Source organism: Flavitalea flava, assembly GCF_054461575.1.
The window spans coordinates 218,527-233,381 of the sequence record NZ_JBTLQH010000001.1; the positions used below are offsets into that span (position 1 = coordinate 218,527).

The 14,855-nt window shown below is 47.7% G+C and carries 8 protein-coding genes; all 8 read left to right on the plus strand.

Features of this window, described 5'->3' with window-relative positions; translation table 11 throughout:
- The first annotated feature begins 40 nt into the window (after positions 1 to 40).
- The 8 genes from ACX0G9_RS00790 (at position 41) to ACX0G9_RS00825 (ending at position 14,785) form a co-directional block, all read left to right on the plus strand.
- Positions 41 to 889 (plus strand): fumarylacetoacetate hydrolase family protein, encoded by an 849-nt coding sequence (locus ACX0G9_RS00790; protein WP_459062928.1) that lies wholly within the window; start codon positions 41 to 43, stop codon positions 887 to 889.
- 109 nt (positions 890 to 998) lie between these two features.
- Entirely contained in the window at positions 999 to 1,571 is a 573-nt protein-coding gene (locus ACX0G9_RS00795) for an RNA polymerase sigma factor (protein ID WP_459062929.1), read from the plus strand.
- Positions 1,572 to 1,662: 91 nt separating this feature from the next.
- A complete protein-coding gene (locus ACX0G9_RS00800; RefSeq protein WP_459062930.1) occupies positions 1,663 to 2,715 on the plus strand; it encodes a FecR family protein in 1,053 nt (350 codons plus the stop codon).
- Between the two features lie 225 nt (positions 2,716 to 2,940).
- Positions 2,941 to 6,297 carry a SusC/RagA family TonB-linked outer membrane protein gene (locus ACX0G9_RS00805; protein WP_459062931.1) on the plus strand — a complete coding sequence of 1,119 codons (3,357 nt, stop codon included), beginning with the start codon at positions 2,941 to 2,943 and terminating at the stop codon, positions 6,295 to 6,297.
- Between the two features lie 17 nt (positions 6,298 to 6,314).
- Positions 6,315 to 7,874 (plus strand): SusD/RagB family nutrient-binding outer membrane lipoprotein, encoded by a 1,560-nt coding sequence (locus ACX0G9_RS00810; protein WP_459062932.1) that lies wholly within the window; start codon positions 6,315 to 6,317, stop codon positions 7,872 to 7,874.
- 15 nt (positions 7,875 to 7,889) lie between these two features.
- The gene (locus tag ACX0G9_RS00815) at positions 7,890 to 10,256 is read left to right on the plus strand and encodes a glycoside hydrolase family 20 protein (protein ID WP_459062933.1); all 2,367 of its coding nucleotides are present in this window, start codon (positions 7,890 to 7,892) and stop codon (positions 10,254 to 10,256) included.
- A gap of 12 nt (positions 10,257 to 10,268) precedes the next feature.
- The gene (locus tag ACX0G9_RS00820; protein ID WP_459062934.1) at positions 10,269 to 11,372 is read left to right on the plus strand and encodes an acyltransferase family protein; all 1,104 of its coding nucleotides are present in this window, start codon (positions 10,269 to 10,271) and stop codon (positions 11,370 to 11,372) included.
- Between the two features lie 17 nt (positions 11,373 to 11,389).
- Positions 11,390 to 14,785: a VCBS repeat-containing protein gene (locus tag ACX0G9_RS00825; RefSeq protein WP_459062935.1), complete on the plus strand. Its 3,396-nt coding sequence runs from the start codon at positions 11,390 to 11,392 to the stop codon at positions 14,783 to 14,785.
- Positions 14,786 to 14,855 lie beyond the last annotated feature (70 nt).

Here is a 14,855-nt window from a genome sequence, read left to right on the forward strand (position 1 = left end):
TTTCTGACCAGGTGCATTCCATATCATAAAATATACTGTCATGAGGCTATACAGGACCCGGAAAGGAAATTTATTGGAGGCGTCGGGAAAATATTTCCTGATAGACCAACCCTGGGATGAATTGATCAACCGGGATGATCTTAACGGGTATCTGCAAACTATTTCCAGGAAAGAAATTCCTTCCGGTCATGCCATCCCCTGGTGCGAACAGGAAACAATGTCTCCTGCCCTTTCCCAGGAGATCTGGGCTGCTGGGGTCACCTATCTGCGCAGCCGTAATGCCCGGATGGAGGAATCCAAAGAATCCGGCGGCGCCGATTTCTACGATAAAGTATATGAGGCGGAACGTCCTGAATTATTCTTCAAATCCCTGCCGCATCGTGTGGCCGCTCATGGGGAGAAAGTATATATCCGCAGGGACTCTGCATGGAATGTGCCGGAGCCTGAATTAACCCTGTTCATGAATTCGGAAGGAACTATCCAGGCTTATACGATCGGTAACGATATGAGTTCCCGGAGCATCGAAGGCGAGAATCCCTTATATCTGCCCCAGGCAAAAATGTATGAACGCAGCGCGGCTCTCGGACCTTGTCTTTATATTCCCGAAAAACCAATCCCACCCCATACTTCCATTCACATGTCCATAAGCCGCTCGGGCGATCAGGTTTTCTCCGGATCGGTTCAGATCAGGCAGATGAAAAGATCCCTGACGGAACTCGCAGGCTGGCTGTACCGGGAATTTGATTTTGTTTCTGGGTGTTTTCTGATGACGGGAACATGCCTGGTTCCGCCCAATGAATTTACTTTACAGGAAGGAGATCGGGTAGATATAGCCATCGATGGGATCGGTACCTTGACGAATTATATAGGTTATAAACCCCTGAATTAAAAAAACTTCCTCTTTTTTTCCTTTATTTGTATCCTATCTTTATCCCCACCAACCGGCTTCAAAAGCAACCAACGCTAACCTATCCTCCGGAATTTAAATCATTTTTTTCATGAAATGGATTGATCTGCAGGATATACAGAACAGGTTAGGGGAGGATGACCAGGAGGCCTTAAAAGCGCTCTGCGATCATTACAGCCAGCGTCTGTTTCAGTTAGCTTACGCTATCGTCCGGTCCAAAGAAACGGCCGAGGAAGTGGTGGAAGATGTTTTTATCCACGTCTGGCAGAAACGTCAGCGTATAGGAACGGTGGAAAATCTGACCTTCTATTTATATGTGATGGCGAAAAATATCAGCCGGAGTTATCTGCGCAAATTCGGCCGCAATAAACATATCGATCTGGACGAATTGTCCCTTCCTTTTTATCAGATCGGGAGCAGCCCGGAAGACCTGATGATTTCCTCCGAAGCCTTACAGCGGATCAACAGGGCCATCAATGAACTCCCCCCAAAATGCCGTATTATTTTCAAATTGGTGAAAGAAGACGGATTAAAATACCGGGAAGTGGCTGAATTACTGCATCTCAGTCTCAAGACCGTCGAAAACCAGATGGGGCTTGCCCTGAAAAAGATCCATGCTGCCATCAATAGTTATCTCCCTCAGTCCATCCGCCTGAACCGTTAAACAGCTCATTTTCTCAATTTTTTTCTAACCCTTTGGGGGTAAACCTTCCTTTTTAGCGTTTATAGGGATATATCAAACAGGAAAACACTATATGTCTTCGGAAAGACGCTGGATATTGCTGGCTAAAAAGAAAAGCGGCGAAGCTACCCGGGAGGAATTAGCGGAGCTGAAATCTCTGCTGCAGGCGGAGGAGGGCTCCAATTATGCCCATGAAGTATTGGATAAGCTATGGGAAACTCCTTTGCATCCCGTGCCCGAGATGATGACGACCAGGAGCCTTTGGAACCGTATTCAGAAAAGACTTGATTCCGGGGTAACGGCAAGAGAAGACCTTACCGGCAACGGAGTGCGGGTGATCGGCTGGCGGAAATGGCTGGCCGCCGCCAGTATCCTGGTGATCCTGGGATCGGTTACGGCTTTGTATATGGGTAATCGCTTCGGTAAAACTATTCCCGTCCTGGCAAAAGCAGCACTTAACCAGGTAGCGACCCAAGCTGGCTCCAAAACCCGTCTGGAACTTCCGGATGGTACCCTGGTCTGGCTGAATGCCAACAGCCAGCTTACCTATGGCAATAAAAGTTTTGGAACGGAAGAACGGGAAGTGACTTTAAGCGGAGAGGCTTTTTTTGATGTGGTCAAAAATGAAAAACTTCCTTTTATCATTCATACAAAGGATATCACCGTAAGGGTATTGGGAACGGCCTTTAATATACGGGCCTATCCCCGCGAAAAAACGGTGGAGACTTCCCTGATCAGGGGCCTGGTGGAGGTAATAACCCGGCATGACCCGGACAGGAAGATCATTTTAAAGCCGAATGAAAAGATCATCGTTCCGGTTGATGCGGCTCCTTCTTCCCTGTTTTCCATTGTGAAACTACAGAAGGATAGTGCTCAGGCGGTCCCTGAAACGGGATGGGTAAAGAACAAACTGGAATTCGATAATGAGCTGTTTGAAGAGCTGGCCCCCAAGATGGAAAATTGGTACAATATCAGGATCCATTTCCAGGATGAGCAGATCCGCAAGAGGAGGTTTTCCGGGGTCATCGAAAAGGAAACACTGGCACAAACGCTGGATGCTATGAAACTGTCCGGACATTTTTCCTATGAGATAAAAGGCGATGAACTATGGCTTAAAGAAAAATAAGGAGAATTGATTCATTCATTAAAATAAACCAAAATGACCTGAGACTGCCCTAAAAAAAGGGAGATGTTGGTAGCATCTCCCTGAGAGAGAAAATCGGGAACCGATATCGGCTTGAAACAGATTCGGGTTCCCTCTTATCTAACTTTTCATTACAAATTTATGCAAAAAAGACAAGCGCACAAGCCTGTCCCCTGGAGGCGTGTATTCCTCAAGTCCCTATTGTATATGAAATTATCCCTTGTATTCCTGGTTCTTAGCCTTCAGGCTTATTCCTCCGGTTTTTCCCAGGGAAAGATCAGCCTCAGCCTAAAGGACGCAGAGATTAAGAAGGCATTGACCGTTATTCAGCGGGTAAGCGATTACCGTTTTATTTACAATGACGATATCCTCCCGGCCGGGGCGCGGGTAAATATCAATGTCCGTCATGCCGGGATCCAGGAAGTTTTGGATGTGGTTTTTAAGGCCACCCTGCTCAAATACAGGATCATGGACAACAATTTGATCGTCGTTTCTTCCGAAGAGGATGGAAAAGCGACTTTGGCGGTTACAGGGCTCGATTTTCCAATAAAAGGTGTAGTGAAGCTGCGAAACAAGGACGAAAGCCTGGGTACGGCGGCCGGTGTGGTCATTAAAGAACTGGGAACCGATAACGGAACGGTCACCAATGAGAAAGGGGAGTATAGCCTGATTGTTAAAGGTAAATCCGCGATTTTGCAGATTTCCCATGTCGGCTATAAAACTACCGAAGTACGGGTGGACGGCAATACAGTGGTCGATATCATCCTGGAGCTGGATGTGCGGCAATTGCAGGACGTAGTCGTTACCGCCCTGGGGATAACCCGCCAGAAAAAATCGTTGACCTATGCCACCCAAACTCTTAAAGGAGCCGAATTGAGCGATACACGGGAGGTGAACCTGACCAGCGCCATGAATGGAAAAGTGGCCGGGCTGACCATCAGCAAGACCAACTCGGGCCCGGGTAGTTCCAACCGGATCATTTTCAGGGGTAACCGCTCGATTACCGGGAGCAACCAGCCCTTGGTAGTGGTGGATGGAGTCCGGATCGACAATACCCCAAAAGCCTTTGCCGATGTGACCTTGTTCGGGACCAGGGACAATGGGGACGGGATATCCAATATCAATCCGGACGATGTAGAGTCCATGACGGTGCTGACCGGTGCTTCGGCAGCAGCCCTATATGGTTCGGATGCGGCAAACGGTGTGATCATTATCACGACACGGAAAGGGCGTTCTGGCAAAGGGATCGGGGTACAAATCTCCAGTTCCGCGATGTTTGAATCCCCTATGATCTTTCCCAAACTTCAAAATGAATATGGGCAGGGTGATGGAGGAAATTTTATCGCTAACAGCATCAATAGCTGGGGCCCTAAGATGACAGGGCAATCCGTAACGGATTGGACGGGAAAAGCCCAGCCCCTTTCTACGCAGCCCGATAATTCCAGGGATTTTTTCCGAACCGGTACGGAACTGGTTAATTCCGCCGCCATTTCTACCGGAAATGGACAATCGCAAACTTATTTCTCCTATACCAATACCTTTAGCAACGGGATCATTCCGAATAATCAATACAAACGGAATAACCTGAATCTTCGTCATACCGTGCAGGTTTCGAAGGACCTGACCATGGATGTGAAAGCTAATTATATCGTCGAGGATGTGATCAACCGCCCTATGACCGGCGCCGCCAATTATGCGGTCGCTACTATTTTTTCCATGCCCAGGAGTCTGCGGTTGAGCGATATCAAAAATTTCGAAACGTTTAACCCTGATGGATCGCTTACACAGAATTACTGGTCAAGTCCCAAGCCTTCCTTTCAAAATCCTTACTGGAGTACGAACAGGAACTTATACGATCGTACCCGCAACCGTTTTATCGGGTTGATCTCCTTAAAATACCAATTGACCCCTTCCTTAAGCATACAAGGACGCAGCAGCCTGGATAGTTACGCGGATGTCGGGGAAGAGAAAGATTATAACGACTCCTATTGGGTGTCTTTCCAGGGGCAGGGAAATTATATCATCAATAAAGAATCCAACCGGCAGTTCAATAACGACCTCTTACTCAATTTTAATAAACAGCTGACGGATGACTGGAATCTGAACGTAAATGCCGGTGCCAGTATCGAGCAATACAATTTTGAAGGAACGAATATGAATAACCAGGGGCTGAATGCGCCAAATCTTTTTGCGCTTAGCAACGCCCTGGCTCCCGTCTCCACGAACTTCATCCAGCGTACCGAAAAACAATCCGTATATGCAGCCGCGCAATTGGGTTACAAGAACTATCTGTTCCTGGATCTTACCGGTCGCAATGACTGGAACTCGACGCTGCCGCCAGCCCATGCTTCTTATTTCTTTCCCTCTTTCGGGGTGAGCGGTGTTTTAAATGAAATGCTCCATCTTCCTGCCTCCATTTCCCTGTTGAAATTAAGGACCTCCTATGCCTTTGTTGGGAATGGAACGGCATTCAATCAGTTAAAAGCATCCAACACCCTGGTGCCAGGCGGCAACGGAGGTTTCCTGAATATCGACCGGGTTTTGCATGATGCCAACCTCAAACCGGAAGAGACCCGTTCCTTTGAAGTGGGGCTCGATCTTGGACTGTTCAGGAACAGGTTAGGGGCGGAACTGACGGTCTATGAGACCCATACAAAAAACCAGATCCTTTCGATCGGGGTGCCGAATCCTTCGGGATATGCGTTCCGGATTATCAATGCAGGTAATATCCGCAACAGGGGCCTGGAATTATTACTGCACGGAAAACCCGTGGATAACCCTGACTTTAAATGGAACATCAGTCTCAATTTCGGGCTGAACCGGAATAAGATCCTTTACCTTGATACTTTACAGAAAATGCCGCCTTTATCTTCTCCGGAAACGTTGGGAGAGATCGTGGCGGAAGAAGGTAAAAGTTACGGTGGGATCTATACCTCGAGTCTTCAGCGGAATGCTGCCGGAAAAGTAATCGTCGATGATGCGACAGGTCTCCCACTGGTAGAAACGGATGTGACGAAACATTATGCCGGAAATTATAATCCCGATTGGACGGCCGGGCTCACCAATGCCTTCCAGTATAAGAACTGGACCCTGTCCTTCCAGATCGATATGAGGAAGGGCGGCGTGCTGGTATCGGGCACCCAGGCCTTATTGTCCGCCAATGGGGCCAGTCTTCTTACCCTCACAGGCCGGGAATCCGGGTTTGTCGTTCCCAACTCGGTCAATGGTGCGGGAGATGCCAATACAAAATTGGTCAGCGCACAGGATTACTGGATGGGCGTGGCAGGGTCCAACCCGGTCGGCGAACTGTTCACCTACAGCGCCACCAATATTCGTTTGCGTGAAACCAGTATCAGCTATAGCCTTCCGGCCAGGTTTGTCAATAAAGGATTTATCAAAGGAGCCGTATTATCCCTCGTAGGGCGAAACCTTTTCTTTTTGAAGAATGACGCTTATGGATTCGATCCGGAATCGGCGATCGGTACGGGAAATAACCAGGGGCTGGAATATACTTCTGTGCCCAGTACACGCAACTATGGCTTCTATCTTAAACTCAATTTTTAACTACTAAAACCTAAGTCATGAGACCATCTTTCTGTTACAGGACGCCGGGAAGCCGCTTGATAGCGGTAACCTTCATGGGCTTTCTGATAATGACTACGGGCTGCACAAAAAAATTCGACGCTTTAAATACGGACCCCACTACTTTCAGCGGATTAACACCGGCAACTATACCCAATGCTTTCGCCAAAGCGGAATATCAGGGTATCTACGGAGATCCGGGTATCTATGAACTGGCCCGTGCCCTTTTCCCCGATTTGTGGAGTCAATTCTTTGCCAACGCAGACCCGGGGGTAAAGAGCGATCGTTATGTGATCGTGCAGGACTGGATCATATCCCAGTGGAGTTCCGTTTATACGGTTACCTGGCCTACGTTGAAACAGGTATTGGATGCTACGTCAAAAACACAGCCGGAAGCCAATGCCATTGCGAAGATCTGGAAAGCCTATATCTTCCATTATCATACCGATTTTTATGGACCCGTACCCTATTTTCAGGCTGGCACGGGTTTATTGAGCATACCTTATGACAGTCAGCAGGATATTTATAATGATCTGTTTCTAACCCTGGATTCGGCTGTAGCGGTCCTGAAAAGCGCAGATCAGTCGCTGACTCCGTTCGGGACTAATGATCTCATTTTTCACGGGAATATTCCCCAATGGATTAAACTGGCCAACACCCTGCATTTGCGCCTGGCTCTCCGAATTTCCAAATCTGACCCGGGCAAGGCTCAACAGGAGGCAGAGAAGGCGGTGGCTGCCGGTGTCATGAGCTCCAATGACGATAATGCCTTTATGGATGTGGGACCGAATTCCGTCAACGGGCTCAATCAGATGTCGCCCTGGGAAAATGCGCGGATGAGCGCCAGCATGGAAAGTTATTTAAAAGGGTATGCCGATCCCCGGATGGCGGAATATTACAGTCCGGCGGCGGATGGTTTGTATCACGGACTGCGAAATGGCCTTTCCGCCGCCCAGTTGTCCGCCAGCCCACAGAATAATCCGGATAACACCTCTAATGTCGGCCCCAGGTATGGGTTGGATCAGCAAAATACCAACAAACTAACGGTAATGTACAGTGCTGAATCGTTCTTTTTGCGGGCCGAAGGGGCTTTGAACGGATGGAATATGGGCGGTAATGCCCAGGATTTATATGAACAAGGGATCACCACTTCCTTACAACAGTGGGGATTTACGGACCCCACTGTCATTCAGAACTATATTCAAAATACGGCAACCCCCGTTGCCCTGACCGATTATTTGAATTCGCCGGCAGTGGCCAGTATCCCCGTAAAATTCGGGGCGACGGAAGCCATTCAGCGGGAGCAGATCGCCACCCAGAAATATTTGTCTTTATTCCCGGATGGCATTGAAGCATGGGCCGAAGTAAGAAGAACGGGTTACCCCAGGTTATACCCGGTTGCCAATTCCGATAATCCGGATGTTACGGCACCAAATATGATAAGCCGGTTCGGTTTTCTGGATTACGAATACCAGACCAATGGAAAGGCGGTTCAGGCAGCCATTCCCCTTTTAAACGGACCAGATAATGCAAGTACACGGGTCTGGTGGAATAAATAGTGAATTAACACACCTATGATGCAAATAAAACGGATGTTTTTCCTGGCCGGCTGGGTCTTTCTGGCCGCCAGGCCATCCTTCTGCAGCGCCGGCAATTTGCCCATACCTGTACGGCCAGCCATTCATATTCTTCCGGAGCCGGTGAGTATTACGAAGCGGAATGGTGTTTTTCATTTTTCCAAAAACACCAGGATAGTCCTGTTAACAGGGAATAAGTTAGCAGAGAAAAAAGAGGCTATCCGGGTAGTCAAAGATTTTGTGAAAAGGTTGAAATTACCTTTCCCGGAGACGGATGCCATCCCGGATAGTTCAGCCAATGCCGTTATCCTTTCTTTAGACCAAGATCCGGAAATTAAAAGTGAAGAAGGATATACGATAGATATTCGCATTAAACAGGTTCGTATCAACGCACCGGGGGCAGTGGGGTTATTTTATGCATTGGAAAGTTTCCAACAACTCATGCCACAGGGTATCGCTAACATGATCCAGGCATCTCTTCCCTGTGCGCGGATTGTGGACTATCCACGTTATTCATACAGGGGTATGCATCTGGATGTCAGCCGACATTTCTTTTCAGTAGCCTTTATCAAAAAGTACCTGGATATCCTGGCTTCTTTTAAGATCAATACCTTTCACTGGCATCTTACGGATAGCCATGGCTGGCGGTTGGAGATCAAACAATATCCCCGGCTGACTTCAGTTGGGGCCTGGCGGGCCGACAGGGAGAATATCCCGATGACCATTGCAGAACCGACGGGAAAAGGAGAGCCGGCTACCTACGGCGGTTTTTATACGCAGCAGGAGGTGAAGGCAATCATTGCCTATGCCAGGGACCGGTTCATTACGATCATCCCGGAAATTGAAATGCCGGGTCATTGTACGGCCGCGCTGGTTGCCTATCCCCAGTTTTCGGATCTGAATAACAAATCTCCCTTGCTGATCCCCTGTGGTTATCCCGGAGACCTGGAGCATAATTTCTGCGCAGGATACGATTCCACTTTTGTTTTTCTGCAAAATATCCTGTCGGAGGTCATAACCCTTTTCCCATCCCCGATGATCCATATCGGAGGGGATGAGGTGCGCGATGGTCCATGGCTGAATTGTTCCCGGTGCCGGAAAAGAATGCAAGAGAAAGGATTTACGACAGGCAAACAATTGCAGGCCTGGTTCACCAGGCAGATCGATAGTTTTATAACGACGAAGGGAAGACGGATGCTCGGTTGGGACGAGATTTCCCATGCTCAGCTTTCCCCTGGTTCGGTCATCATGTCCTGGCATGGAGATACAGGGGCGAGGGAAGGCGCTGCAAAAGGGCAGGACGTCATCATGACACCCTATCATTATGTTTATTTCGATTTTTACCAGTCGGATCCCCGTCTCGAACCGGATATCACCTATGCCCCTCTTTTCCTGGATACGATATATTCTTTTGATCCGACGCCTAAGGACCTGCCACAAACGCCGGGGAATAGCATTCTTGGCGCAGAAGGGTGTTTATGGACAGAGAATGTGCCTACCCCGGCCAGGGTGGAATATATGCTGCTGCCCCGTCTGCTTGCTTTGGCCGAAGTACTATGGACGCCACCGGAAAAAAAAGATTATCCGAAATTTATTACGAGAGTGGAAGAACAATTCAGCAGGTTCGATGCGCAGGGGATCAGGTATGCTACCAGTTTATATAATACCGGGATTATCCCTGAATTTGACAGCGTTGCCCGGAATATCCGGGTTACGGTAACGCAACAGGCGCCAGGCTATCCGGTCCGGTATACTACCGATGGTTCTTTGCCGGATCTGAAATCACCCTTGTACACCCAGCCGATTCTGTTAAATAAAAGCACCGTTTTGCAAACCGCCTTGTTCCGGAAGGGACGCAGAATGGGAAAAATAAATAAAGAAATAGTTGCCCTTCATAAGGCAGCAGGTGCCCCCGTGAGGATTTGGCCTGAGCCTGAAGGGGAAGCGACTGCATCCGCTTCTATAATAGTGAAACGATTGGTAGATGGGATCTTTGGTACGGTTGAACCCTATGACGGCCGATGGGTTTCTTTTCACGATTCCCTGGTCAGTTTAACGCTTGATCTTGGTAAACTCAGGGATATTCATAGTATTGGCGTCGGTTGTATGGAAGATCAGGTAGGTGATAGTTACCTGCCCCGAAGCCTTGAATTCTCCTGTTCGGCAGACGGGCAGAAATTTGAAAAGGTTTTTGATGTTTATAATAAAAAATTGCCTGTAGAATTGTTAAGACACATCGTGCAATATAAAAGAACGAAGCTTCAGCGAAAAGCCAGGTATATAAGGATATTGGTGCGTAATGGTCAGCTTAATGCCGATCCTTTGAAGAACCAGCTGTTCCTGGATGAGATCGTAGTGGAATAAGTAAACAAGAAAATGGATATGACCATTGAACGGAGCGAACGTTTCAGTACCCTGGATGTTTTCAGAGGGATGACCGTTTTTTTAATGATCATCGTAAATACGCAGGGGAGTGGTGCTATTCCTTATTCAGCCTTGTTGCATGCGGATTGGAACGGCTGTACCCTGACCGATCTTGTATTTCCGTCCTTTCTTTTTGCTGTGGGTAATGCTATGGCTTTTACGCTCTATAGTAATCCGCTGGATAAGGAAACGTCAGGAATAAAGATCCTTAAAAGAACCCTTTTGCTTTTTTTGATAGGTTATCTCCTGACCTGGTATCCCTTCACTACACCATTCAAAGATACGCGGATCCTGGCCGTACTGCAGCGCATAGCTCTCGATTATTACCTGGCTGCCATTATAGTGAAACGCCTTTCCTTCTTTCAGGTGGGATTGGCGGCTATACTGCTTTTATTATGTTATTGGCTATTGCTGTATATCCTGGGGGATCCGGGCGGGCAATTTACCATGGAGGGGAATGCCGTGCGAAAACTGGATCTTTGGATATTGGGGGAAAGACATATGTACAGGGAAAAGGGAATAGCCTTCGATCCCGAGGGTTTGTTAAGTACGATGCCGGCTATGGTAAATGTCCTGGCTGGGTGGATGGCCGGAAGATGGATCATACTAAAGGGAAAGACCATGGAAACTTTTTGGGGATTATTATTGGCGGGTATTGGCCTAACTGGTATTGCTCTTTTTTGGAACCAGGCGTTTCCCTTTAATAAAAAACTCTGGACATCCTCCTATGTATTTTTTAGCGTAGGGATCGATATGATTGTTCTCGGGATACTATTCTATATTATTGAAAGAAGGGCATGTAGGGCATGGGTTTCTTTCTTTACCGTATTTGGGAAAAATCCCTTATTTATTTATATATTTTCCACCGTTATCGGTATTTTCCTGATCATACCGGTTAAGGAGAACATTATATTTATCGATTGGATCAATACCGTTTTTTTTCAAAGAATCGCGCCGGGACCATTGGGTGCCTTATTGTTTTCCCTGGGTTATACCCTGGTCTGCTGGGTGACCGGCTGGATATTGGATAAGAAAAAGATCTATATCCGGCTTTAGTAATAAAATAAGCTTCGATGAAGAGCGTACTGAATATATCGGTTTTTATCAGTTTGGCTGGCCTCCCCGTCTGTCTTTCCGGTTGCTCGGATGATACCTCCCATTTATTTACGAGCCTGGACGAAGACCGTACAGGCCTGCACTTTAAAAATATTTTGCAGGAAAATGAGACGGCCAATGTATTGAATTACGCTTATTTTTATAATGGGGGAGGAGTGGCTATCGGGGATATCAACAATGATGGATTACCCGATATCCTGTTTACGGGGAATATGGTTCCCAACCGGCTGTTTCTGAATAAAGGAAATTTTACCTTCGAAGACATTACGGAAAAAAGTGGCATTGCGAAAAAACAAGGTTGGTGCACCGGCGCAACCATGGTGGATATCAATGGAGATGGCAAACTCGATATTTATATCTGCCGTTCCGGCGATATCGATCCGGCAAGAAGAAAGAACCTGTTGTATATCAACAATGGAGTTTCTCCCGCTGGTTCCGGAAAAAAAGGTGAATCCGGAAAAGAAGAGGGCGTGGTAACCTTCACGGAAAGAGCGGAAGAATATGGATTGGCGGATGAAGGTTATTCTACACAGGCCGCTTTTTTTGATTATGATAAGGATGGCGATCTGGATATGTTGCTGATCAATCATTCTCTTCAGCAATATGCGAATGGGGCTTTTGACAATTCAGCGCTTCGCAATCAAAAAGACCCTGCTTTCGCCTCCAAATTATACCGGAATGACAACGGGCATTTTACGGATGTTAGCGAGGCCTCGGGAATCAGCTCGAACGTATTGAGTTTTGGTCTGGGTGTGGCTATATCCGATATCAATAATGATGGCTGGCCGGATATCTATATCTCCAATGATTTTAACGAACCCGATCATTTGTATATCAATAACGGACCCGGCGAGGTTATCTTCACAGAGAAATTGCGCGATTGTATGGATCAGGTTTCTCTCTATTCGATGGGCTCCGATTTTGCCGATTACAATAATGACGGTTTTCCTGACCTGATGACCCTGGATATGCTGGCTGAAGACAATCATACTCAGAAAATGCATAGCGGTGCAGAAAACTTCGATAAGTTCCAATTGCTGTTTCGCCAGGGTTTCTATTACCAATACAGCCGTAACATGCTGCAGAAAAATAATGGGGACGGGACCTTTAGTGAAGTAGGGCAATTAGCAGGAGTCTCCAATACCGATTGGAGCTGGTCGGCCCTGTTCTGTGATTTCGATAATGATGGATATAAGGACCTTTTTATTACGAATGGATATGCACGCGATTTTACCGACATGGATTTTATACGGTATCATGTGGCCTCCATGCATCCGGGAAACAACCGGCCTGCGGCAAAAGAACTCCTTGACAAGCTGCACCCTTTGGAACCGCAGAAATATATCTATCGGAATGAACATGGACAAACATTTACCAAAAAAACGCAGGAATGGGGACTGAATGGCAATACGATCTCCTCAGGCGCTGCATACGGAGACCTGGATAATGACGGGGCCATGGATCTGGTCTTAAGTAATATAAACAAACCGGCAGGGCTCTATAAGAATAATTCCGCCAAACTTAATGCCGGGAATCATTACCTTAAGATCAGGCTGGAAGGTAGTCCGATGAATACAGGAGGTATTGGAACGAAAGTAAAACTCTATGCGAAAGGAAACCAGTTTTACCAGGAACAAATGCCGGTGAGGGGATTCCAATCATCAGTGGATCCTGTGCTGAACTTTGGCGTTGGAACTGCGGAGATCATTGATTCCATCCGTATCATCTGGCCGGATGACCGCACGCAAAAACTGGAATCGGTCAGGTCCAGGCAGACCCTGGTGATAAAATGGAAAGAGGCGGATCAGCACTGGGATTATCGGAATAAAACGCCGGATTCAACTTATTTTAGAGAAGGTAAAGCACCAACCTTCCGGCATAGAGAAAAGGAAGGCAATGATTTTGCCGTTCAGCCTTTACTCCCCAATTATATTTCCAGGCAGGGACCCTGTATGGCCAGGGCAGATATCGACGGAGATGGAAGGACGGATCTTTATATTGGAGGGGCAAAGGGACAGCCGGGGCAGCTATTTATTCAAAAGGCAGACGGAAGCTGGGTAAATAAACCGGAGCCGGCAATTGCCCGGGATTCGGCCAGCGAGGCAGTATCTGCCGTTTTCTTTGACGCGAATGCGGATGGCCACCCGGATCTGTATATTGCCAGCGGAGGATATGCTTGCGCGGAACAGGATAGTTCCTTACAGGATCATTTGTACCTGAATGACGGAAAAGGGAATTTTCGTAAAAGCCCATTCCTCCTTCCCAATTTGCGGTTTAGCAAAGGATGTGTCCGCGAGGCGGATATCAACGGGGACGGATATGTGGATATTTTCGTCGGGGGAAGGGTCGTTCCCGGGAAATATCCCGAGGCTCCGGAAAGCAGGATCCTGCTTAATGATGGAAAAGGCCGGTTTCGGGACGCTACTTCGGAAATTCTCCCTCCCGGGTTGCAAAAAATGGGAATGGTTACCGATGCTGTATGGATCGATCTGAACCGGGATCATTGGGCAGACCTGGTCGTGGTGGGTGAATGGATGCCAGTAAAAGTGTTCATCAATGAAAAAGGAAAATTGCGGGATGCCTCCGCCCAATATATAAAATTTGCCTCCACCGGCTGGTGGAATACCATCCTGGCCGAGGATATGGATGGAGACGGTGATACGGATCTCGTTATAGGGAATACCGGATTAAATACGCAGTTCCACGCCAGTGAAAAAGAACCGGTGAGCCTTTATTACAAAGACTTCGACGGGAACGGGATCGTAGATCCGGTATTATGTTATTTTATCGGAGGAGTTTCCTATCCTGCTGTTTCGCGGGACGACCTGGTTGGTCAGATACCCATGCTGAAAAAGAAATTCCTGGAATATAACGCGTATGCAGATGCGACCATTTCGGATATCTTTACCGCTGAGCAATTAAAGGATGCCGGCCTGTTGAAAGCTGCGTGTATGGAAACCGTTTACCTGGAGAACAGGGGTAAGGAAGGTTTTGTAAGGAAGACGCTGCCGCCTGAAGCGCAATATGCGCCGGTTTATGCCATCGGGACCGCTGACGCGGACCATGATGGAAACAAAGACCTGATCCTGACAGGCAACAATTCCTGGACTCGCATCCGGTTCGGAAGATACAAGGCGAATCATGGGGTCGTATTAAAAGGGGACGGCAAGGGGCAATTCTCCTATGTACCCCAATGGAAAAGCGGTTTGAGTTTACGGGACGATGTCCGGAGCCTGCAGGTTATTCCTCCTGCCTTGCCCGGAGGACCTGGCGGAGGGCAAGGTCGCCTGCCCGGAGAACGATATATTTTCGGAATCAATAACGGGGCGGTACGGGAATATATTAAGGAATAAGACTGCCATTTCCCGCTTATCTTTGCGCCCAATCGACTATTTTGCCCCGAGGCGATAGCTTTTCAGGAGC